Raw genomic sequence first — 18,851 nt, 5'->3', positions numbered from 1 at the left:
GGCGGCGGGTATGCGCAGGTGGGAGCTGGTGTGAGGGCGAACGGGGGATCCATGCTGGGGCTGCCTGAGGGGATTCGAGGGTGCCTGTTCGACATGGACGGCGTGCTGACGCGCACCGCCACCGTGCACGCCAGGGCCTGGAAGTCGATGTTCGACGACTTCCTGCGGGCCTGGAGCGAACAGACCGGGGCCGCGTTCGTCCCCTTCGACGCGGGCGCCGACTACGACCGCTACGTCGACGGCAAGAAACGGGCGGACGGCGCGCGCGGCTTCCTGGACGCCCGAGGCATCAGCCTGCCCGAGGGGACGCCGGACGACCCGCCCGGCACGATGACCGTGTACGGCCTGAGCAACCGCAAGAACGCCCTGGTGCAGGCCATCATCGACCGGGACGGCGTGGACGTGTTCCCCGGCTCCGTCTGCTACCTGGCCGCGGTCCGGGACGCGGGGCTGCGCCGCGCGGTGGTGTCCTCCAGCGCCAACACCGAGCAGGTCCTCGCCGCCGCCGGGCTCGCCGGGCAGTTCGAGGCCCGGATCGACGGCGTCGTGGCCCGGGACCGCCGGCTCGCCGGCAAGCCGGCTCCGGACATGTACCTGGCGGGCGCCGAGGCGCTGGGGCTGCGGGCGTCGGAGGCGGCGGTGTTCGAGGACGCCCTGGCCGGAGTCGCCGCCGGCCGGGCGGGAAGGTTCGGCTACGTCGTCGGCGTGGACCGGGCTGGGCAGGCGGACGCGTTGCGCGACCACGGCGCCGACGTCGTGGTCACCGACCTGGCCGACCTGCTGGAGCGGGGCGCGCCGTCCCGGGAGGCCGGATGATCCGGCATCCGGCGTTCTCCGTCGAGCCGTGGGCGGTCCGGGAGCGGCATCTCGACCTGCGGGTGCTGGCGCAGACCGAGTCGGTGTTCGCGCTGTCCAACGGTCATATCGGGCTGCGCGGCAACCTGGACGAGGGCGAGCCGCACGGGGCGCCGGGCACGTACCTCAACGGGTTCTACGAGGTGCGGCCGCTGCCGTACGCGGAGGCGGGCTACGGGTACCCGGAATCCGGACAGACCGTAGTGAACGTCACCAACGGCAAGGTGATCCGGCTGCTGGTCGGCGACGAGCCGTTCGACCTGCGGTACGGGACGCTCCACCAGCACGAACGGGTCCTCGACCTGCGCGCCGGCACCCTGACGCGCACGGCGCACTGGAGCTCCCCGACCGGGGCCCCGGTCCGGATCACGTCCACCCGGCTGGTGTCCTTCACCCACCGCGCGGTCGCCGCGATCCTGTACGAGGTCGAGGCCGTCGAGCGGCCGTTGCGCGTGGTCCTCCAGTCGGAGCTGATCGCCAATGAGACCCAGACCTACGAGGGCGCCGACCCGCGCGCCGCCGCCCCGTTGCACGCGCCGCTGGTCGCGGAGGAGAACGTCCCGAGCAGCGACGGAACGGCGATCATGGTCCACCGCACCCGGGCCAGCGGCCTGCGCGTGGCCGCCGGGATGTGCCACGAGATCGACGGGCCGGACGGCACCCGGATCGAGGCGCAGGGCAGCGACGACGTCAGCCGGCTGACCGTGGCCACCCGCCTGTCGCGCGGCCAGACACTGCGGCTGGTCAAGTTCTTCTCCTACGGATGGTCGGCGCAGCGCTCGCGGGCCGCGCTGCACGACCAGGTGGCCGCCGCGCTGGCCTCCGCCCGCCTGGACGGCTGGGACGGCCTGCACGCCGACCAGCGACGCTACCTCGACGACTTCTGGGAAGGCGCGGACGTCGAGGTGGAGGGCGACGCCGAGGTGCAGCAGGCGGTGCGTTTCGGGCTGTTCCATCTGCTGCAGTCGGCCGCGCGCCTGGAGGAACGCGCCATCCCGGCCAAGGGCCTGACCGGCTCCGGCTACGACGGGCACGCCTTCTGGGACACCGAGATCTTCGTGCTGCCGGTGCTCACCTACACGCATCCCGCGGCCGTCGCGGACGCGCTGTGCTGGCGGCGGACCACGATCCCGCTGGCCCGCGAGCGCGCGAAGCAGCTCGGCCTGCACGGCACCGCCTTCCCCTGGCGGACCATCCACGGCGAGGAGTGCTCCGGCTACTGGCCCGCCGGAGCCGCGGCCTTCCACGTCAACGCCGACATCGCGCACGCCGCGATCCAGTACGTGGACGCCAGCCAGGACCTGTCGTTCGAACAGCGGACCGGTCTGCCGCTGCTGGTCGAGACGGCCCGGCTGTGGTGCGCCCTCGGCCACCACGACCCGGCCGGGCGCTACCGCATCGACGGTGTGACCGGCCCCGACGAGTACACCGCCGTGGTCGACGACAACGTGTACACGAACCTGATGGCCCAGCAGAACCTCCGCGCGGCGGCCGAGGCCGCGGACCGCCATCCGGGCCCGGCGGAACGGCTCCAGGTCACCGCCGAGGAGATCCGCCGCTGGCGGGACGCGGCGGAGGCGATGTCCGTGCCCTACGACGATCGGCTGGGGGTCCACCCGCAGTGCGAGGGCTTCACCCAGCACGCGGCCTGGGACTTCGCCGCCACCAGGCCCGACCAGTATCCGCTGCTGCTGCACTTCCCGTACTTCGACCTCTACCGCAAGCAGGTGGTCAAGCAGGCGGACCTGGTGCTGGCCCTGCATCTGCGCGGGGACGCCTTCACCCCGGAGCAGAAGTCCCGCAACTTCGCCTACTACGAGGCGCTGACCGTACGGGACTCGTCCCTGTCGGCCTGCACCCAGGCGGTGATCGCCGCCGAGGTGGGCCATCTGGAGCTCGCCTATCGCTATCTCGGCGAGGCGGCGCTGATGGACCTGGCGGACCTGGAGAAGAACACCATGGACGGCGTGCACATGGCCTCGCTGGCCGGGGCGTGGATCGCCCTCGTCTCGGGCTTCGGCGGGATGCGCGCGGGCCGGGGACGGATCTGCTTCGCCCCGTCACTGCCTCCCGGCATCACCCGGCTCGCCTTCCGGCTGCGTTACCGCGGCAGCCTGCTGAGCGTCGGCGTCGCCCCGGAGGCGACGGTCTACCGGCTGCTGCGGGGGCCGTCGATCACGGTGACCCACCACGGGGAGCAGATCCTCCTGGACGGGACGGAGGTCACCCGGCCCAACCCGTCGCGACCGGCGCCGGAGCAGCGGATCCACCAGCCGCCCGGCCGCGAACCGAGCCCACGCCGTCCCCGAACCTCCGGCAGGAGGGCGAGTGGCTAAGGCTGCCTGGCCCTGTGCCGGAGGCCTGCCATCAGTTGCAGGGGCTGGAGGACCAGGTGACGTAGCCGCTGAGCGTGCCCCAGGTCGAGACCGAACGGTCGCAGAACTGCGTCCTGACGCCCACCAGGTTGGTGCGCGCGGCGTCGGAGAAGTACTGGGTGTTGCACAGGTAACCGACCGGGCAGGCAGGCAGGGCCTGCGCGGCGGCCGGGACGGTGGCGAGCGTGGCGGCGGCCAGAACCGCGACGGCCAGTACGCGACGGATCATGGATCGTCCTTCCTGATTCGCAGGGAAACGGTACGATGCGCACGAAATGATCCGTCGCGTGGGATGAAAACGCAAGGGGATCACCCAGCCCGTCCCGCTCAGCCCTCTCCCTGGCCGGCGAGCAGGTGACCGGTCTCGGTGCGCCGATAGACCACCCGCCGGCCGGCCCGCGTGCCGACGACGAGGTCCGCGTCGCGCAGGACGGCCAGGTGGCCGCCGACGGTGCCGAGTGACAGGCCGAGGTGCGCGGCGAGCTCGCTGCTGGTCGCGGGGTGTTCGAGTTCGTCCAGGATGGCCGCTCGACCGGCGCCGATGAGCCGCTCCAGCGACCGGGCGCGCGGCGAACGGGCCGTGCCGTCGGCGGATCCGCGGGCCGGATAGACCAGCGCGTACGACGTCGGCGGCGCCTCGCACAGCCACGTGCCGCTGCTCAGCACGCTGACCGGGACGAACAGCATGCCCTCGTCGCCGACGACCCGGTCGGGGGAGGGCTGGTCGCTGAAGCGGATGGCGTCGTCGCCGACCCAGGCGCTGCGGCGGCTCATGTGCCGCAGCGCGCGCGGCCACCCGTAGGCGGCCAGCAACCCCGCCCGGTAGGTGACGTCGCGTTCCAGCAGCGCCCGCCGGCGCGGCCAGTCGGGGGCCACATGAGCGCCCCACACGTACCTGAGCAGGTCGGCGGTACGGGCCGCCCAGCCGCGTCCGGTCAGCCAGGCCAGATCGTGCTGCTTCCAGCTGTGCGCCACCGACTCCGTCAGCTCGGCGCGCACCTCCTCGTCGGGCACCTGCGCGACCGACACGAGCTCGCTGTCCAGAGTGGTGCGCATGCCGCCCGTCGGCGGAAGCACCACGTGGCTCGGCAGCCACTTGGTCGAGCTCAGCAACCTGACCAGGCCCTCGGCGAAAGGATCGGCCTCCAGGACGGCGCGGAACGCGCCGCGGTGGCGGCCGTGCCAGGACGCCAGCCACGGATCGGCGCAGGGCCTGTCGAGCACCATCAGCGATCCCAGCGTCTCGGCGAGCGGTGACAGCGCGAACCGCGACCGCGACAGGGCCAGGGTGCTCAACCGCAGCAGCGTCATCTTTCGCCTCCTGCCGAAACGATAGTGTGCGATCCGGTATGTCTGCAGACTCCTGCACATGCTCTCAGCCCTCCTGCGACAGACCGATTTCCGCTGGTTCCTCTCCGCGCAGGCGGTGTCGCTGCTGGGCAGTTCGATGGCGCCGGTCGCGCTGGCGTTCGGGGTGCTGGACGCCTCGGGCAACACCAGCGACCTCGGCGTCGTCCTGACCGCCTACATGGTTCCGCTGCTCGCCTTTCTCCTGGTGGGCGGGGCCGTGGCCGATCGGCTCCCGCGCCGGACGGTCCTGATGGCCGCCCACCTGGGCTCGGCCCTCACCCAGGGCGGCGTCGCCGCGCTGCTGCTCACCGGCAGGTACGCGCTGCTGCCGGTGGCCGCGCTGGGGTTCCTGAACGGCACTCTCGCCGCGTTCACCACGCCGGCCCTGCGCGGCATCGTGCCGCAGCTTGTCGCCAAAGACCGGATACGGCAGGCGAACGCGCTGCTGGGATCGGTGCGGAACGCCACGAAGATCCTCGGGCCGAGCCTGTCGGGGATCGCGGTCGCCGCCGTCGGCGGCGGCCCCGCCATCGCCTTCGACGCACTGACCTACCTCCTGGCCGCGGGATGCCTTGCCCGGCTGTCCCTCCCCGCGGCGCCGGCCGCGCCGCGGCCCTCCTCCGGGATGCCGGCCGACATCCGCGACGGCTGGACCGAGTTCCGCCGCATCCGCTGGGTGTGGACGGTGTCCGCGTGCTTCTGCGTGGTCAACCTGGTTCAGGTCGGCGCCTGGCAGATCCTGGGACCCGTACTGACCAGGCAGCTCAGCGGCGAGGAGACGTGGGGGTTCGTGCTCAGCGCCCGCGGCGTCGGCATGCTGGTCATGAGCGCGCTGATCTACCGGCTGGTGGTCAGGCACCTGCTGCGGCTGGGCCAGCTGATGAGCGCCCTCGGCGCGATCCCCCTGCTCGCGCTCGGTGCGCGCCTGGACGCCCCCTGGCTGATCGCGGTCGCCTTCGTCGCCGGACTGGGCTCCTCGGCCGCCGCCGTCAGCTGGGAGACCTCCCTTCAGGAGCACGTTCCCGCACACGTGCTCTCGCGCGTCTCGTCCTACGACGACCTGCTGTCCTACCTCGCGATCCCCGTCGGCCAGCTGGCAGTGGGACTGCTGGCCGACAGGTTCGACGGCTTCCAGGTGGCCGCGACCGCCGGTCTCGTCTACGCCGTGGCGGCCGTCCTCCCGCTGGCCTCCGCCGCCGTGCGCCGGCTCCCGCACGCCCAGGACGACCGTGCCCGTAGCGGCCCATAGGACACGGCCGTCCGGGACCGCACCCGGCTGCGATCATCGGAACATGACGATCGCCGCGATCTACGCTGAATTCGCCGCGCGCGAGGCGCACGGTGTGTCGCCCACGTACGAACGCCTGGCCTCCGCGGTGGCGCGGGATCCCGGCCTCCTGGACCTGCTCGCCGGGCTTCCGCCGGCCAAACGGCAGCCCAACCTGCTGTTCGGCGTGGTCAGGCTGCTCGGCGGGCCGGTCGACGATCCGGCCGCGTTCCACGACCACACGGTGGCGAACTGGCCCGCGATCGAGGCGGAGATGCGCACCCGGACCACCCAGACGAACGAGGCCGGACGGTGTGCCGTCCTGCTGCCGGTGCTCAACGCGCTCCCGCAGCCGCTCGCGCTGCTGGAGGTCGGCGCGTCCGCCGGGCTGTGCCTCTACCCCGACCGGTACGGCTACCGCTACGGCGATCACCTGGTCGGCTCCGGCGACCCGGTCCTCGCCTGCACGGCCGCCGGCCTGACGCCGCCGACCACCCTTCCCCAGGTGGTGTGGCGGGCCGGCCTGGACCTGAACCCGCTCGACGTGACCGACCCGGCGGATCTGGCCTGGCTCGACGCCCTCATCTGGCCCGAGCACACGCACCGCCGGGCCCGGCTGCGGGCGGCGGCGGCCGTCGTCGCAGCCGACCCGCCGCTGCTCGTACGGGGCGACCTGGTGGACGACCTGCCGGCCCTGGCCGCGCAGTCCCCGCCCGACGCGACGCTGGTGGTGTTCCACAGCTCGGTGCTGTACCTCGTGCCGACGCCGCGACGGACGGCGTTCGCCGAGGCGGTACGCGAGCTCCCCGCACACTGGATCGCGAACGAGACCCCCGACGTGCTGCCCTACGACACGCTCCCGACGCCGCCGGGCGAGGCGAACCACCACGTGCTCGCGCTGGACGGGCAGCCGCTCGCCTGGACCCGATCGCACGGTCAGGAGATCATCTGGTTCACGTGACGCGAGGAGACGGCCCAGGCGCGGGTCACCGTGCGGGGAGCCGCGGGTCCGGTCTGGGCAGCAGGCAGCCGGGGCGCTCCAGGTCGAGCTTGTTCCCCGCGCTGACGCAGGTGGCGAGCCAGTACGTCTGCGTTCCGTAGGCGGTGCCCTTGCGCACGCTGATGACGCCGTCGCGGTTCATCTCGCACGGGTTGTCCAGCGTGCACCGGCCGCCGTCGTGGTTGCTGGTGTTGTTGATGCCGACGACCTGGCCGCTCCTGGCGTCGACGACCGGGGATCCCGAGGTGCCGTGGCCGGTGTCGCAGCGCGGCGTGTAACGGATGACGTCCTTGGTCACGTTGCCCACCTCCAGCACCCGGTGGACCAGCGTGTCGATCTCACACGAGAAGACCTTCTTCATGCTTCCGGAGAGCACCCGGATGTCCGTGCCCGGTGCGGGACGCTCCGCCGACACCGTGAGCGGCCGGACGCGGTAGGCCCGCTCCAGCTGCCGGTAGGTCAGGTCCAGCTGGTACAACGCGACGTCGGTGCCGGTCAAGGTCACGTAGACCGCTCTGGCCATGTGCAGGGTGGCCACCGGCTCGCCGGCGCCGTCGAGCAGGTCCACCACGCGGTGGGACGGCTGGTCCACCAGGACCTCGTCCGGCACCGGCCAGGCGCCCTCGTAGCAGTGCCCGTTGGTCAGGACGAAGGCCCGGTCGTCGGCCGCGCTGGCCGGCATCCGCACCAGCGATCCCGAGCAACCGTCCACATTGACGGTGCCCGCCAGGTCTACGGCCGCCGCCCGCGTGGGGAGGGCCGGCAGGCTGAGGCCGAGGACGGCGGCACCCAGTGCCGCGCCGATTCGCCGAAACACACGCATCTCATGTCCGTTCATGGAAGGGGCCGCGGTCAGCGCGTACCGGGGCAGGTGCCCGCGGCGGTACGGCCGGTGCGGAAGAAATCGATCACCTTCGCGGCGCAGGGCAACCGGCGCAGCGAGGCGTGCGCGTCGTCCTGGACCGTCAGCAACGTCCCGCCGGCGGCCTTCGCCGTGTCCACCGCCCAGGCGTACGGCGTGACGTCTTCGTCGGTGTGGCCGGACAGCTGCAGGGGACTGGTTCCCCTGACCGGCTTCCACGGCCGCGCGGGCCACGGCCATTCCCCGCACCAGCCGCTGCGCTCGAAATAGCCGCCGGTCGCGGGGAAGGCGGCTCTCCGAGCCAGCGCGGCCGCCCACATCTGCTCGAAATCGCGGCCGCCGACACCCTCGTTGCAGAAGATCGCCTGGTACTGGATCAGGTTCAGGCCCAGCGGGTTCTCGTCGAACCCGAACACCTTCGCCGACTCCGGGGCGGGACGCGCCGACAGCGGGACGCCGCCTTCGCGGACGGTGGCGAGATCCCTGGCGGCGGAGATCCACATACCCGGCCCTCCGCCGAGCTGCTGCCTGACCCACTCGCCGTCGAGCACCGTGTTCGCGTCCACCTCACGGGGTTTGCGGCGGAGCTCGTCACGCAACGCGAAGATGGTCTCGCGGACCTTGGCGTCGGTCGTCCCGAAGTGGAACTCGCCGTCGTGCCGTGCCAGCCACGGAACGAAGGCGTTGAAGCGCTTCTCGGAGAGCGCGTCCGTCGTGGCGTCCATGGCGGCGAGGTCGATGACGGGAGGCATCACCGAATCCAGCCACATCGCGTTCACCCGGTCGTCGAACAGCGACCGGTAGTTCACGCCCACCGCGGTGCCGTAGGACACCCCGTAGAAATTGATCTTCGATTCGCCGAGGGCCGCGCGGATCGCGTCCACGTCACGCGCGATGTTCGTGGTGGTCAACTGCCGGACGAAGGCGGGATCCTTGGCGGCGCACCGCTTGTTGTACGCGGCGGTCTCGGCGAATCCGGCCTTCGCCGCCTCCTTGGGGGAGACGCTGGACGGCGACTCCTGGCCGCCCTTGTTCCCCTTGGCGGACGCGGCGGGCGACGGCTCCTCCGCGTCGCACTTGATCTTGTCGCTGTAGCCCACGCCCCTGGGATCGAACCCGATCAGGTCATGGTCGACGGCCAGCGGGCCGAGCTTGCCGGCGGCGTACGTCGCCGGCGCGTCGATGTTGCTGATGCCGGGACCACCGGGACTGATGACCAGCACGCCACGGCGCTTACTCGGATCGGCGGCCTTGACCCGGCTCACGGCGATCTTGATCTTGCGGCCCTGCGGGTTCGCGTGGTCCAGGGGAACCGTCAGCATGGAGCATTCGGTTTTGGTGTCGTTCTCGACGGGCCAGTCCTTGGCCGTCCTGGCGCATTCACGCCACGTCAGAGGCTCTTCGTCGGTGCGGGCGTCGGCCGGGCCGGCGGCTGCGAAGCTCGCCAGGCCGATCAGGCACGCGACCGCCACGCGCGCCGGACGAGTGCCTGGTGATACACGGGTGCTGAACATGGTCGCATCTTTCGACGGTCCTGCCCGCACACCTCCAAGCGCGCGGGGCACGCCGTCAGGCGTACGTCGTCCACCCTCGGGGGCAAAGGTTCCCACACCGTCGCACCCTCGTATCGGCGACCGCGCGGCCGTGTATCCGTCGCGTATCCGCGCAGAAGCCGCCCCCACCACGAGCTTGCACGGCATCCGCGCCCTTCTTAAGCAACTCTGGTTGACTAAGCTCCGAACAGTCAACTAAGGTTGCTTGTATGCCGGAAAACGTGCCTGGGGGAACCGTCGACGCGCTCGTCGAGACCGATCTGACGGACCGCGTCGAGGAGACGTCCACCCGCGAAAGCCGGTAACCGGTACCCCTGACCCCACGCTCCGGCCCAGGTGCGGGCCGCGATGCGCCACGCCTCGCGCCAGGCTTCGCCGGCGGTCGCCCCGGCACGAGGTCATCCGATCACGAAGAGAGGTCATCTCATGACAAGGAGCACCGATGTCGTGCTCGACGTCGACGGGCTGCGCATGCGCTACGGCTCGACCGACGTCCTGCACGACGTCACGTTCCAGGCCCGCCACGGCGAGGTCCTGGCCCTGCTGGGGCCGAACGGCGCGGGCAAGACCACCACGATCGAGATCCTGGAGGGCTTCCGCGTCCGATCGCAGGGCCGGGTCTCCGTGCTCGGCGCCGACCCCTCGCACGGCGACGAGTCGTGGCGGGCCAGGCTCGGGATCGTGCTGCAGTCCTGGCGCGACCACGGCAACTGGCCGGTACGCGAACTCCTCGCCCACCTCGGCGCCTACTACGCCCCCTACGCCACCCCCGGCATCCCGCGCCCCTGGGACCCCGACGAGTTGATCGCGAGGGTCGGCCTGGCCGAGCACGCCGGCAAGAAGCTCAAGACACTGTCGGGCGGCCAGCGGCGCAGGCTCGACGTGGCGATCGGGCTCGTGGGGCGCCCGGAGCTGTTGTTCCTCGACGAGCCGACCACCGGTTTCGACCCGCAGGCCAGGTCCGACTTCCACGATCTCGTACGCGACCTGGCCGACGCCCGCGAGACCACCGTCCTGCTCACCACCCACGACCTGGACGAGGCCGAGAAGCTGGCCGACCGCATCCTCGTGCTGAACGGCGGCCGGATCGTCGCCGACGGCACCGCCGCCGGGCTGGCACGGCGGATCGCCGGCGAGGACGAGGTGCGCTGGCTGCGCGACGGACGGCGGTACGTCGAGCGGACGCCCGACTCGACCACGTTCGCCCGCGAGCTGTTCGCCCGTCACGGCGACGACGTCCAGGAGCTGGAGATCGTCCGGGCCTCGCTGGAGCAGACGTACCTGGCGCTGGTGCGCGAGGCCGAGGGAGTGGCCCGATGAACGCGACCGTACTGCGCGCGGGCTGGTCCCGGGGGCTGATCGAGCTGCGGCAGTCGTTCACCAACGGCGCCGAGCTGTTCTCCCACTTCCTGTGGCCCGCCCTGATGGTTGCCACGCTGTTCTTCATCCGGGACCTGCCCGTCGGCGCCCTCCTTCTCGGCGCCCTGGCCTTGCCCGGCATCCTCGGCATGAACGCCGCGACCGGTCTGATCAGCATGAGCCAGCAGCTCACCGCCGACCGCGAGGACGGCACGCTGCTGCGGGCCAAGGCGACCCCGCACGGCATGCCCGCATACCTGATCGGCAAGGTGATCTCGGTGTCCGGAGGTCTGCTGGCCGACCTGGCGATCTTCCTCGTGCCCGCCGTGCTGCTCGTCGAGGGCCTGCGGATCAGCCCGGGCTCCTGGCCCGCACTGGCCTGGGTGCTGGCGCTCGGCCTGGTCGCGACCCTGCCCATCGGCGCCGTCCTGGGCTCGGTGTTCGCCACCGCACGCGCCCAAGGGCTGGTCCAGCTGCCGTTCCTGGCCCTGATCGGGATCTCCGGCATCTTCTACCCGATCACCTCGCTGCCCGAGTGGTTGCAGTGGATCGCCCAGGTCTTCCCCCTCTACTGGATGGGGCTCGGAATGCGCTCGGCCCTGCTGCCGGACGCGGCGGTCGCCGTCGAGATCGGCGCGTCCTGGCGACACCTGGAGACCGCCGGAGTGCTGGGCGCCTGGGCGGTGCTCGGCCTGCTCGTGGCGCCGGTCGTGCTGCGGCGGATGGCACGCGGCGAGTCAGGCTCCACGGTGGCGGCACGCCGTGAGCGTGCCCTGCGACGGGTCGCGTGAATGCCGTGACCGTCACGACGGCGCCCGGCCGATGCCTGACGCCGGATCAGGTGGCGGGCCATCAGGACAGATCGGCCCAAGGACGGGGTGGGGCTGAGGTGAAGAAGCGGAGCAGGCTGAGGAGTCGGCTGGCCGGAGGCGCGGTCCAGTGGCGTTCGCCCGGGCGCGGGACGGGGTCCTCCAGGCGCCCCAGCGCCCAGGTGAGGTGGCACCACAGCACGCGAGCTTCCCAGGTCGGCGGGCTCGTGGGGATGCCGGTTTCCTGCCGATAGCCGGCGAGCATGGCCGGGATGGAGGTGAGGGGCACCTTGGCGAAGTCGGCAGCGGGGTCGGCCCATGCGGCGTCGCCCCAGTCCACGATCCCGGTGAGCTGGGCCGTCTGCGGGGAGATGAGCAGGTTCTGGGGAGCGATGTCGCCGTGGATCAGGACCGAAGGCGGGCTCGCGGGGAGATGTGGTGAGAGCCGGTCGAACCATCCGGTGAGCCAGCGGGCGGTCTCGGCGTCGATCCAGCCGTCCTTGAGGAGGTGGTCGGTGAGCGCCCAGGGGTCCGCGTTGCCGTCGTCCGCGGGGACGCCGGCAGGGGCGGGGGCGGTGTCCGGAGTGAGCCGATGGAGTTTGCCCAGCTCCCGCCCGACCTGCCGGTAGAGACGTTCGGTGTCCGCGTCGGGCAGGTCAAGGCCTGCGAGATCTGTTCCGCGCGTCCGGGTGAGCACCATGTAGGGGACGTCCACAACCGAGCAGGTGTCGTCGAAGGCGACGATCTCCGGGGTGCGTACGCCGGCGCGCCGGGCGTACGGGATGACCGCGGCCTCCTTGACCAGGTCCGGAAGGAACTGCTCGGTCCGCGGGATACGCAGGACCAGGTCGTCGCCGAGCAGGAGGACATGGTTGGCCACCCCTTGCGGGAGGGGCCGTACGCGCTCGGCGGTGGTCCCGAACAGGCCGGCGATGGCGGCCAGGGTCGCGTCACTCGTCTCGTATCCCGACATGATCGTCATGCTGGCACGGACGGCCAGAAGCTGCGAACGAGGCGTTCCGCGTCTGGGTCTCGGCCACGACGGCCGCCTTCATCGGTCCGCCCCGCGCAGGCCGAGAACGCGTAGGGCGTTCTCCTTGTAGATGAGTGGCTTGGCCTCGTCCTTGACGTCCAGGGCGGCGAAATCGGCCATCCAGCGGTCGGGGGTGAGGACGGGGTAGTCGGAGCCGAACAGGACCTTGTGCCGCAAGGGTCCGGCGGCCTGGCGGACGAGCTGCGGCGGGAAGTACTTCGGCGACCAGCCGGACAGGTCGAGGTAGACGTTGGACTTGTGGCCGGCGATGGACAGGGAGGCGTCGACCCAGGGCACGGACGGGTGCGCGAGGATCATGGTGAGCCCGGGGAAATCGGCGGCGACGTCGTCGAGCAGCATCGGGTCGGAGTGGCGCAGCTTGATGCCGCGCCCGCCGGGCAGGCCGGCGCCGATGCCGGTCTGGCCGGTGTGGAACAGCGCGACGCTGCCCAGGTCCTCCAGCGCCCGCCAGAGCGGATAGTGGGCAGGGTCGTTGGGGGTGAAGCCCTGCAGGCTCGGGTGGAACTTGAAGCCGAGCACGCCGAAGTCCCGCACGAGCCGCCGGGCCTGGGCGATGGCGGCCTGGCCGCGGCGCGGGTCCACGGAGCCGAAGGGGATGAGGACGTCGGCGTGTTCGGCCGCCTGCCGGGCGATCTCCTCGCTGGACAGGGCCGGGTGGCCGAGTTCGGTGGTGGCGTCGACGGTGAAGACCACTGCGGCCATGTTGCGCTGCCGGTAGTAGGCGGCGACGCGGTCGATGGTCGGGGTGCGGTCCTGACCGGCTTTGAAGTACTTCGCCGAGGCCGCCATCAGCTCGGCGTCGAGGGACAGGCGGCCGTGGTGGTCGGCCTCGATGTGGGCGTGGACGTCCAGGGCCACGATGGCGTCCGGGTCGATGCGCGGGGTGTAGGTCATCGTTCCTTCTCGGCGTGTCAGGGAAGTTCTCGGTGTGTCAGGGAAGTTCTCGGTGTGTCAGGGAAGGGCGTGGCGCCGGTGCTTGGCCTGCAGCAGGCCGACGAGCAGCGCGTCGCGGTCGGCCGCCATGGCTTCCTGGTCGATGCCGTCGAGCTCGGCGCTGACGCCGTCGACGAGCAGGCCGGCGAGTTCGGGGGTGAGCCGCGGCGCGCCGAGGTCGTCCATCCAGGTCTGGGCGGGCGGGCCGAGGTGGCGCAGGGTGTGCGCCATCCCGCCGGGGCCGCCCGACAGGTGCTGGTTGACCAGCGGGCCGAGCAGGGCCCACCGCAGGCCGGGGCCGTGCGCGATGGCGGCGTCGATGTCGGCGACGCTCGCGACTCCCCGTTCCACCAGCGAGTACGCCTCCCGCCACAGGGCGGCCTGGAGCCGGTTGGCGAGGTGCCCGGGAACCTCACGGCGCACGAGCACCGGCCGCTTGGCGACGGAACGGTAGAAGTCCATCGTCCGCCGGGTGATGTCGGGGCCGGTGCGCTCGCCGGGCACGACTTCCACCAGCGGGATCAGGTGGGCGGGGTGGAAGGGATGTCCGACGAGCACCCTTTCGGGATGCGCGGGACACATCTCCTGAAGGTGGCTGGGCATCAGGCCCGACGAACTGCTGGCGATCGGCGCACTCGGTGGAGCCGCCTCGTCCAGCGTGGCCAGCAGTGCCCGCTTGAGGTCGGCGCGTTCCGGCCCGCTCTCCTGGACGAACCGCGCTCCGGCGACGGCGTCACCGCAGGTCGCGGTGAAGGTGAGCCGGTCGCGGGAGGCGCCGTCGGCCAGGCCGAGCCGGGTGAGCGCGGGCCAGGCCAGGTCGAGCGCGGCCCGCAACCGTTCCTCGGCGTCCGGAGCGGGGTCGAAGGCGGTGACGTCGAGGCCGCGGGCGAGGAACAGCGCCGCCCATCCGCCGCCGATGACGCCCGTGCCGATGACGGCGACCGGCTGGTCCGCCGGGCTCGTCACGCCCGCCTCGCACGGTCGCGGGCGATGGCGGTGAACGCGTCGAGCGCCGCCGGGTCCATGAGGGAGCCGGCCGAGGCGACCTCGTCAGGGGCGGCGCCCAGCAGGATCTTCTTGACGGGGACCTCCAGCTTCTTGCCGGTTCGCCCGTAGGGCATCGCGGGGACGGCCAGGAGGGCGTCGGGCACGTGCCGCGGGGACAGGGTGGCGCGGATGCGCGCGATCAGGCGGGCGCGTAACGGCTCGTCCAGGACGAACCCGTCGGCGAGGGTGACGAACAGGATCAGTTCCCCCATGTCGCCCTCCTTGCTCTCCAGGTGGACGACGAGGCTGTCGGTGACCTCTTCGACGTCCTGCAAGGCCCGGTAGAACTCGGCGGTGCCCAGCCGGACGCCGCCGCGGTTGAGCGTGGCATCCGATCGGCCGGTGATGACGCAGGAGCCGTGGGAGGAGAAACGGCACCAGTCGCCGAAGCGGAAGACGCCGGGATAGCGGCTGAAGTAGGTCTCGCGCATCCGGCGGCCGTCGTCGTCGCCCCACAGGCGTACCGGCATCGAGGGCATCGGCGCGGTGATGACGAGCTCGCCGACGCCGCCGATCACCACGTTGCCGTGCTCGTCGAACGCCTTGGCGTCCACACCGAGGCTCGGCCCGGACATCTCTCCCTCCCACACGGGCTGCAACGGCGATCCCTGGACGAGGCCGGTGCACACGTCGGTGCCGCCGCTGCCGACGTTCAGCAGGACAGCGGGACCGAGCTGTTCGGCCACCCACCGGAAGCCCTCGGCGGGGAAAGGGCTGCCGGCCACGCCGATCTGCCGCAGCCGGGACAGGTCGAACTCCTCGCCCGGCCGCACCCCTTCCTTGCGGCAGGCCATCAGGTAGCCGGGGCTGGCGCCCATGAGGGTGGCTCCGGTCTCCTGCGCGAGCCGCCACTGCGCGCGCAGGTCGGGGTGGAGCGGGTTGCCGTCGATCATCACGATCGAGGAGCGCACGAGCAGCGCGGAGACCAGCGTGTTCCACATCATCCACGCCGTCGTGGTGAACCACAGCAGCCGGTCGCCGGGGCCCAGGTCCCAATGGAAGGCGTGGTTCTTGAGGTGCTCCAGCAGGATGCCGCCGTGGCCGTGCACGATGGCCTTCGGCTTGCCGGTGGTGCCGGAGGAGAACAGCACGTACAGGGGATGGTCGAAGGGCACCGGCTCGAACCGCAGCGCCTGGTCCGTGGGCGCGGCGAGCTCCGTCCAGGCCAGGGCGCCGGGGAGGTCGAGCTCGCCGTACGGGACGTGCACGACGTGCTCCAGCGAGGGTATGCCGTCCCGGATCGCCTGGACCTGCTCGCGCCGGTCGATCTTCTTGTCCCCGTAGGTGTAGCCCGCCACCGCGAGCAGGACGGCCGGCTCGATCTGGCCGAACCGGTCCACCACGGCGGGGGCGGCGAACTCCGGGGCGCAGCTGGCCCAGATGCCGCCGAGGCTCGCCGTGGCCAGGAACGCGATCAGCGTCTCCGGGCAGTTGGGCAGGTAGGCGACCACCCGGGTGCCGCGCCGCACCCCGAGCCGCCGCAGGCCGGCCCGTACGCGCCGGACCTGCTCGGCGAGCTCGGCGAGGGTGAGCTCGACGCGCGGCCGGGTCTGGGAGTGGCCGACGACCGCGACCTGGCCGGCGTCCTCGGGCGTGCCGAGGCAGTGCTCGGCGTAGTTCAGGGTCGCTCCCGGGAACCAGCGGGCGCCGGGCATGCCCGGTTCGGCCAGGACGCTGTCGTAGGGCGTGTGGGCCTTGACCTCGAAGTAGGCCCACACGGCTGCCCAGAAGTCCTCGACGCCGGTGACCGACCAGTGCCGCAGCTCCTCCCAGGTCGGCACGGTCACGCCGCGCTCGCGGGCGAGCCAGCCGATGAAGCCGGTGGCGCGCGCTCCGGCGATCTGCTCGGGGCCGGGGACGTACAGCGGCTCCGCCGGGGGGAGGGGGGCGCTCATCGGGCGGCTCCCGGACGGCCGACCTTGGCGGCCCGGCCGTCGAGGAAGTCCCGTATCCGGGCCTTGGCCTCCGGGCTGCTCTGCGCCACGGCCGACATGAGCGATTCCAGCAGCAGCCCGGTCTCGGCGTCGGCGTCCGCGATGCGCGGCAGGGCGTGCAGGACGGCGTAGTTGGCGATCGGCGGGTTCCCGATGACCTGCCCGGCCAGGGCAAGGGCCTTGGCGATCCCGTCGCCTTCGGCCACCCGGTAGTCGACCAGGCCACGGGCCTCGCCTTCCGCGGCCGTCAGGACCCTTCCGGTGAGCATCATGTCGATCATCGGCTGGGCGCCGATCAGCCGGGAGACCCGGACCGAGGCGCCGCCGCCCACGAAGAGCCCCCGGCTGCCCTCGGGGAAGGCGAAGAACGCCGACTCCTCGGCGACGCGCAGGTGCGCGGCCGCCGCCAGTTCCAGGCCGCCGCCGATGACGGCGCCCTTCAGGACCGCGATCACCGGCAGGGCGCCGTGGTCGATCCGGCCCATCGCCTCGTGCCAGCCGCGCGAGTGGCGCAGGCCGCCGGCGGCGTCTCGTACGGTGAGCTCGCCGAGGTCGAGCCCGGCGGAGAAGTGCGCGCCCTCGGCGGCGAGCACCGCGGCCCCGGCCCACGCGGGCGGGGCGGCGAAGAAGGCGCCGAGCCCGGCGATCGTGGCGTCGTCCAGCGCGTTGCGTTTGGCCGGCCGGTTCAACGACAGCACCGCGATGTCCCCACGGCGCTCCAGCGTCAGAGACGGGGGCAGGTCAGGGCAGGGAGGGATCACAAGCTCTCCAATTGACAGGAAACCTGATGAAGAAGGCTGAAGTATCATCAGGTTTCCTGTCAATGCCTGGCTGGGATACTGTTCGTCATGGCCAGCGCCCCGCCCCGCCCCACCCCGTCGCTGCTGTACGCCGTCAAACGGCTCGAACTGGCGATCAGGTCGCGCCTGGACGAGATGCTGCGCGGCGCGGCCGTGACCACGCCGCAGTACACGGCGCTCACCGTGCTGCAGCACAAGGACGGGGTGACCGCCGCCCAGCTCGCCCGCGACTCCTTCGTCACCCCGCAGGCCATGGCCGACCTGATCGGCGCCCTCGACCGGCGTCACCTCATCCGCCGCTCGCCCAACCCGGCCAACAAGCGCGAACTGCTGCTCTACCTCACCGACGAGGGCCAGGCGCTCCTCGACGCCCACGCCGAGGCCGCCGCCGAGCTTGAGGACCGCATGATCTCGGGCCTGTCGCCCGAGCAGGCCGACACCTTCCGCACCGCCCTCACCGTGGCGTGGACGACTCTGCGCCCGCCCAGAAAGTGATCACTTCCCGGTTCCCGGCACGGAGCGGCGATCGGAGGAGGCCCGGACGTCGAACCTCGCCTGGAGCAGCCGGCCGCCCGCGACACCGCGGCCCTCGATGAGGTCGACGAGCATCCCGACCGCGATGTCGGCCGTCTCGACCGGCAGGAAGCTGAGCGTGCTGACGGGCGGATCCGTGAACGGCGCCGTGGGGTCCTCCGTCGCGCAGACCAGCAGCAGGTCGCCGGGCACCAACCTGCCGAGCTTGCGGATCCGGTCCAGGAGCAGCGACGGACTGACCTCGACGAGCACGACCAGCGCGTCCGGCGGCTCGGGATCACTCAGCAACCTCTCCACCGCGGCCAGCGCCGGCTCGAACCCGGGGCCGTCGAGCTGGGCCAGCAACGGGTCGCGGCCCCTTTCCGCACTCCAGTCGAGATAGGCCCGGACGGAATCGCGGTGGTAGCAGGCCGTGGTCGGGGCGCCGACCGCGGCGATCCGCCGGGCGCCCCCCTCCTCCAGGTGGTCGAGCACGCCGCGCAGGGCCGCGCCGTAGTCGAAGTCGACCCACGGCCACGGTGTCCCCGCCACGGCTCTGCGGTCGGAGACCACGGCCACCCCCGCGGCGAGGAAGTCTCCGACCAGAGGGTCTCCCTCGACCGGATCCACCACGAACACGCCGTCGAGAGGCAGGTCCGTCCAGTAGTCGTCGGGGCCGGTGGTGGGCAGCAGCACCACGCCGTATCCGTGGGTCATGCCCGCGCGGGTGGTGGCGGCGGTCAGCCGGGCGAAGTAGGCGAGCTCGGTGTAGAACCACGGATGCTCGACGAACTCGCGGGCGGCGAGGCCGAGCAGGCGTGAGCGCCCGGCGCGCAGCCGCCGCGCCGTGGCGTTCGGCCGGTATCCGAGCCGCCGCGCCACCTGCCGGACGTGCTCGCGGGTGGCGTCGGGGAGGCGGCCCGCGCCGTTGAGCGCGTCCGAGACGGTGGTCTTGGACACCCCCGCCGCGCGGGCGACGTCCACCAGGCGCACGCGCGCGCCGACCTTACGCTCTGGCTCTTCCATGGGTCCGATCTTTGCAGGATGTCAGCCGATTCGCCACCTCGCTGACCGTTGCTGAATCGTTCCTTCAGCGTCTTGTGCAGGAACGTTCCTTCACCAATACTCATGGCACTTTCC

General features: G+C 72.0%; 17 protein-coding genes. 7 read left to right on the top strand and 10 right to left on the bottom strand.

The genetic code is table 11. The annotated features are described in order from the left end of the window. Nucleotides 1-51 precede the first annotated feature (51 nt). Both ACIBQ6_RS13760 and ACIBQ6_RS13755 read left to right on the top strand, forming a co-directional pair. Nucleotides 52-816, top strand: a complete 765-nt coding sequence (locus ACIBQ6_RS13760) for an HAD family hydrolase (RefSeq protein ID WP_397212093.1) — start codon at nucleotides 52-54, stop codon at nucleotides 814-816. Further along, the gene (locus ACIBQ6_RS13755) at nucleotides 813-3,191 is read left to right on the top strand and encodes a glycoside hydrolase family 65 protein (RefSeq protein WP_397212091.1); all 2,379 of its coding nucleotides are present in this window, start codon (nucleotides 813-815) and stop codon (nucleotides 3,189-3,191) included. The genes ACIBQ6_RS13760 and ACIBQ6_RS13755 overlap by 4 nt, the downstream gene beginning before the upstream one ends. Nucleotides 3,192-3,222: 31 nt before the next feature. Here ACIBQ6_RS13755 and ACIBQ6_RS13750 read toward each other — a convergent pair whose 3' ends face one another. Next, nucleotides 3,223-3,459 (bottom strand): DUF6289 family protein, encoded by a 237-nt coding sequence (locus ACIBQ6_RS13750; protein ID WP_358299760.1) that lies wholly within the window; start codon nucleotides 3,457-3,459, stop codon nucleotides 3,223-3,225. Between the two features lie 98 nt (nucleotides 3,460-3,557). Further along, nucleotides 3,558-4,541: a winged helix-turn-helix domain-containing protein gene (locus ACIBQ6_RS13745; RefSeq protein WP_397212088.1), complete on the bottom strand. Its 984-nt coding sequence runs from the start codon at nucleotides 4,539-4,541 to the stop codon at nucleotides 3,558-3,560. Nucleotides 4,542-4,599: 58 nt separating this feature from the next. On the opposite strand from ACIBQ6_RS13745, the gene ACIBQ6_RS13740 reads away from it, so the two are divergent. Together ACIBQ6_RS13740 and ACIBQ6_RS13735 are read left to right on the top strand one after the other, a co-directional pair. Then, a complete protein-coding gene (locus ACIBQ6_RS13740) occupies nucleotides 4,600-5,829 on the top strand; it encodes an MFS transporter (RefSeq protein WP_397212086.1) in 1,230 nt (409 codons plus the stop codon). A gap of 43 nt (nucleotides 5,830-5,872) precedes the next feature. Continuing rightward, the gene (locus tag ACIBQ6_RS13735) at nucleotides 5,873-6,808 is read left to right on the top strand and encodes a DUF2332 domain-containing protein (RefSeq protein WP_358299769.1); all 936 of its coding nucleotides are present in this window, start codon (nucleotides 5,873-5,875) and stop codon (nucleotides 6,806-6,808) included. 25 nt (nucleotides 6,809-6,833) lie between these two features. On the opposite strand, the gene ACIBQ6_RS13730 is transcribed toward ACIBQ6_RS13735, so the two are convergent. Then, nucleotides 6,834-7,670 (bottom strand): serine protease, encoded by an 837-nt coding sequence (locus ACIBQ6_RS13730; protein WP_397212084.1) that lies wholly within the window; start codon nucleotides 7,668-7,670, stop codon nucleotides 6,834-6,836. Between the two features lie 29 nt (nucleotides 7,671-7,699). Then, on the bottom strand, nucleotides 7,700-9,394 hold the full coding sequence (locus tag ACIBQ6_RS13725; protein WP_397212082.1) for an alpha/beta fold hydrolase: 1,695 nt from the start codon (nucleotides 9,392-9,394) through the stop codon (nucleotides 7,700-7,702). A gap of 294 nt (nucleotides 9,395-9,688) precedes the next feature. On the opposite strand from ACIBQ6_RS13725, the gene ACIBQ6_RS13720 reads away from it, so the two are divergent. Both ACIBQ6_RS13720 and ACIBQ6_RS13715 read left to right on the top strand, forming a co-directional pair. Further along, entirely contained in the window at nucleotides 9,689-10,582 is an 894-nt protein-coding gene (locus ACIBQ6_RS13720; RefSeq protein WP_358299778.1) for an ABC transporter ATP-binding protein, read from the top strand. Continuing rightward, a complete protein-coding gene (locus tag ACIBQ6_RS13715; protein WP_358299781.1) occupies nucleotides 10,579-11,412 on the top strand; it encodes an ABC transporter permease in 834 nt (277 codons plus the stop codon). The genes ACIBQ6_RS13720 and ACIBQ6_RS13715 overlap by 4 nt, the downstream gene beginning before the upstream one ends. Before the next feature lie 61 nt (nucleotides 11,413-11,473). Here ACIBQ6_RS13715 and ACIBQ6_RS13710 read toward each other — a convergent pair whose 3' ends face one another. The 5 genes from ACIBQ6_RS13710 to ACIBQ6_RS13690 all read right to left on the bottom strand — a co-directional run bounded on the left by ACIBQ6_RS13710 (nucleotide 11,474) and on the right by ACIBQ6_RS13690 (nucleotide 17,207). Further along, nucleotides 11,474-12,403, bottom strand: coding sequence for a phosphotransferase family protein (locus ACIBQ6_RS13710; protein ID WP_397212079.1), 930 nt, complete (start codon nucleotides 12,401-12,403; stop codon nucleotides 11,474-11,476). 78 nt (nucleotides 12,404-12,481) lie between these two features. Further along, the gene (locus tag ACIBQ6_RS13705; protein ID WP_397212077.1) at nucleotides 12,482-13,378 is read right to left on the bottom strand and encodes an amidohydrolase family protein; all 897 of its coding nucleotides are present in this window, start codon (nucleotides 13,376-13,378) and stop codon (nucleotides 12,482-12,484) included. 57 nt (nucleotides 13,379-13,435) lie between these two features. Further along, on the bottom strand, nucleotides 13,436-14,383 hold the full coding sequence (locus ACIBQ6_RS13700) for a 3-hydroxyacyl-CoA dehydrogenase NAD-binding domain-containing protein (RefSeq protein WP_397212075.1): 948 nt from the start codon (nucleotides 14,381-14,383) through the stop codon (nucleotides 13,436-13,438). Then, nucleotides 14,380-16,359 (bottom strand): acetoacetate--CoA ligase, encoded by a 1,980-nt coding sequence (locus tag ACIBQ6_RS13695; protein WP_397212073.1) that lies wholly within the window; start codon nucleotides 16,357-16,359, stop codon nucleotides 14,380-14,382. The genes ACIBQ6_RS13700 and ACIBQ6_RS13695 overlap by 4 nt, the downstream gene beginning before the upstream one ends. Further along, a complete protein-coding gene (locus ACIBQ6_RS13690) occupies nucleotides 16,356-17,207 on the bottom strand; it encodes a crotonase/enoyl-CoA hydratase family protein (protein WP_397212071.1) in 852 nt (283 codons plus the stop codon). Before ACIBQ6_RS13690 ends, ACIBQ6_RS13695 begins: the two co-directional genes overlap by 4 nt. Before the next feature lie 39 nt (nucleotides 17,208-17,246). On the opposite strand from ACIBQ6_RS13690, the gene ACIBQ6_RS13685 reads away from it, so the two are divergent. Then, nucleotides 17,247-17,693, top strand: a complete 447-nt coding sequence (locus ACIBQ6_RS13685; protein WP_397212069.1) for a MarR family winged helix-turn-helix transcriptional regulator — start codon at nucleotides 17,247-17,249, stop codon at nucleotides 17,691-17,693. On the opposite strand, the gene ACIBQ6_RS13680 is transcribed toward ACIBQ6_RS13685, so the two are convergent. Beyond that, nucleotides 17,694-18,737 (bottom strand): LacI family DNA-binding transcriptional regulator, encoded by a 1,044-nt coding sequence (locus tag ACIBQ6_RS13680; protein WP_397212067.1) that lies wholly within the window; start codon nucleotides 18,735-18,737, stop codon nucleotides 17,694-17,696. Nucleotides 18,738-18,851 lie beyond the last annotated feature (114 nt).

Origin of the sequence: Nonomuraea sp. NPDC049655 (assembly GCF_044465465.1) — a bacterium.
Lineage (GTDB): Bacteria > Actinomycetota > Actinomycetes > Streptosporangiales > Streptosporangiaceae > Nonomuraea.
This window is presented reverse-complemented; position numbering and strand designations above follow the sequence as displayed.

What these genes read in the sequence shown, in the direction of transcription:
- ACIBQ6_RS13760 (WP_397212093.1), top strand. Translation starts at nt 52, where the DNA reads ATGCTGGGGCTGCCTGAGGGGATTCGAGGGTGCCTGTTCGACATGGAC.
- ACIBQ6_RS13755 (WP_397212091.1), top strand. Translation starts at nt 813, where the DNA reads ATGATCCGGCATCCGGCGTTCTCCGTCGAGCCGTGGGCGGTCCGGGAG.
- ACIBQ6_RS13750 (WP_358299760.1), bottom strand. Translation starts at nt 3,459, where the DNA reads ATGATCCGTCGCGTACTGGCCGTCGCGGTTCTGGCCGCCGCCACGCTC.
- ACIBQ6_RS13745 (WP_397212088.1), bottom strand. Translation starts at nt 4,541, where the DNA reads ATGACGCTGCTGCGGTTGAGCACCCTGGCCCTGTCGCGGTCGCGGTTC.
- ACIBQ6_RS13740 (WP_397212086.1), top strand. Translation starts at nt 4,600, where the DNA reads ATGCTCTCAGCCCTCCTGCGACAGACCGATTTCCGCTGGTTCCTCTCC.
- ACIBQ6_RS13735 (WP_358299769.1), top strand. Translation starts at nt 5,873, where the DNA reads ATGACGATCGCCGCGATCTACGCTGAATTCGCCGCGCGCGAGGCGCAC.
- ACIBQ6_RS13730 (WP_397212084.1), bottom strand. Translation starts at nt 7,670, where the DNA reads ATGCGTGTGTTTCGGCGAATCGGCGCGGCACTGGGTGCCGCCGTCCTC.
- ACIBQ6_RS13720 (WP_358299778.1), top strand. Translation starts at nt 9,689, where the DNA reads ATGACAAGGAGCACCGATGTCGTGCTCGACGTCGACGGGCTGCGCATG.
- ACIBQ6_RS13715 (WP_358299781.1), top strand. Translation starts at nt 10,579, where the DNA reads ATGAACGCGACCGTACTGCGCGCGGGCTGGTCCCGGGGGCTGATCGAG.
- ACIBQ6_RS13710 (WP_397212079.1), bottom strand. Translation starts at nt 12,403, where the DNA reads ATGTCGGGATACGAGACGAGTGACGCGACCCTGGCCGCCATCGCCGGC.
- ACIBQ6_RS13705 (WP_397212077.1), bottom strand. Translation starts at nt 13,378, where the DNA reads ATGACCTACACCCCGCGCATCGACCCGGACGCCATCGTGGCCCTGGAC.
- ACIBQ6_RS13695 (WP_397212073.1), bottom strand. Translation starts at nt 16,359, where the DNA reads ATGAGCGCCCCCCTCCCCCCGGCGGAGCCGCTGTACGTCCCCGGCCCC.
- ACIBQ6_RS13690 (WP_397212071.1), bottom strand. Translation starts at nt 17,207, where the DNA reads ATGATACTTCAGCCTTCTTCATCAGGTTTCCTGTCAATTGGAGAGCTT.
- ACIBQ6_RS13685 (WP_397212069.1), top strand. Translation starts at nt 17,247, where the DNA reads ATGGCCAGCGCCCCGCCCCGCCCCACCCCGTCGCTGCTGTACGCCGTC.
- ACIBQ6_RS13680 (WP_397212067.1), bottom strand. Translation starts at nt 18,737, where the DNA reads ATGGAAGAGCCAGAGCGTAAGGTCGGCGCGCGCGTGCGCCTGGTGGAC.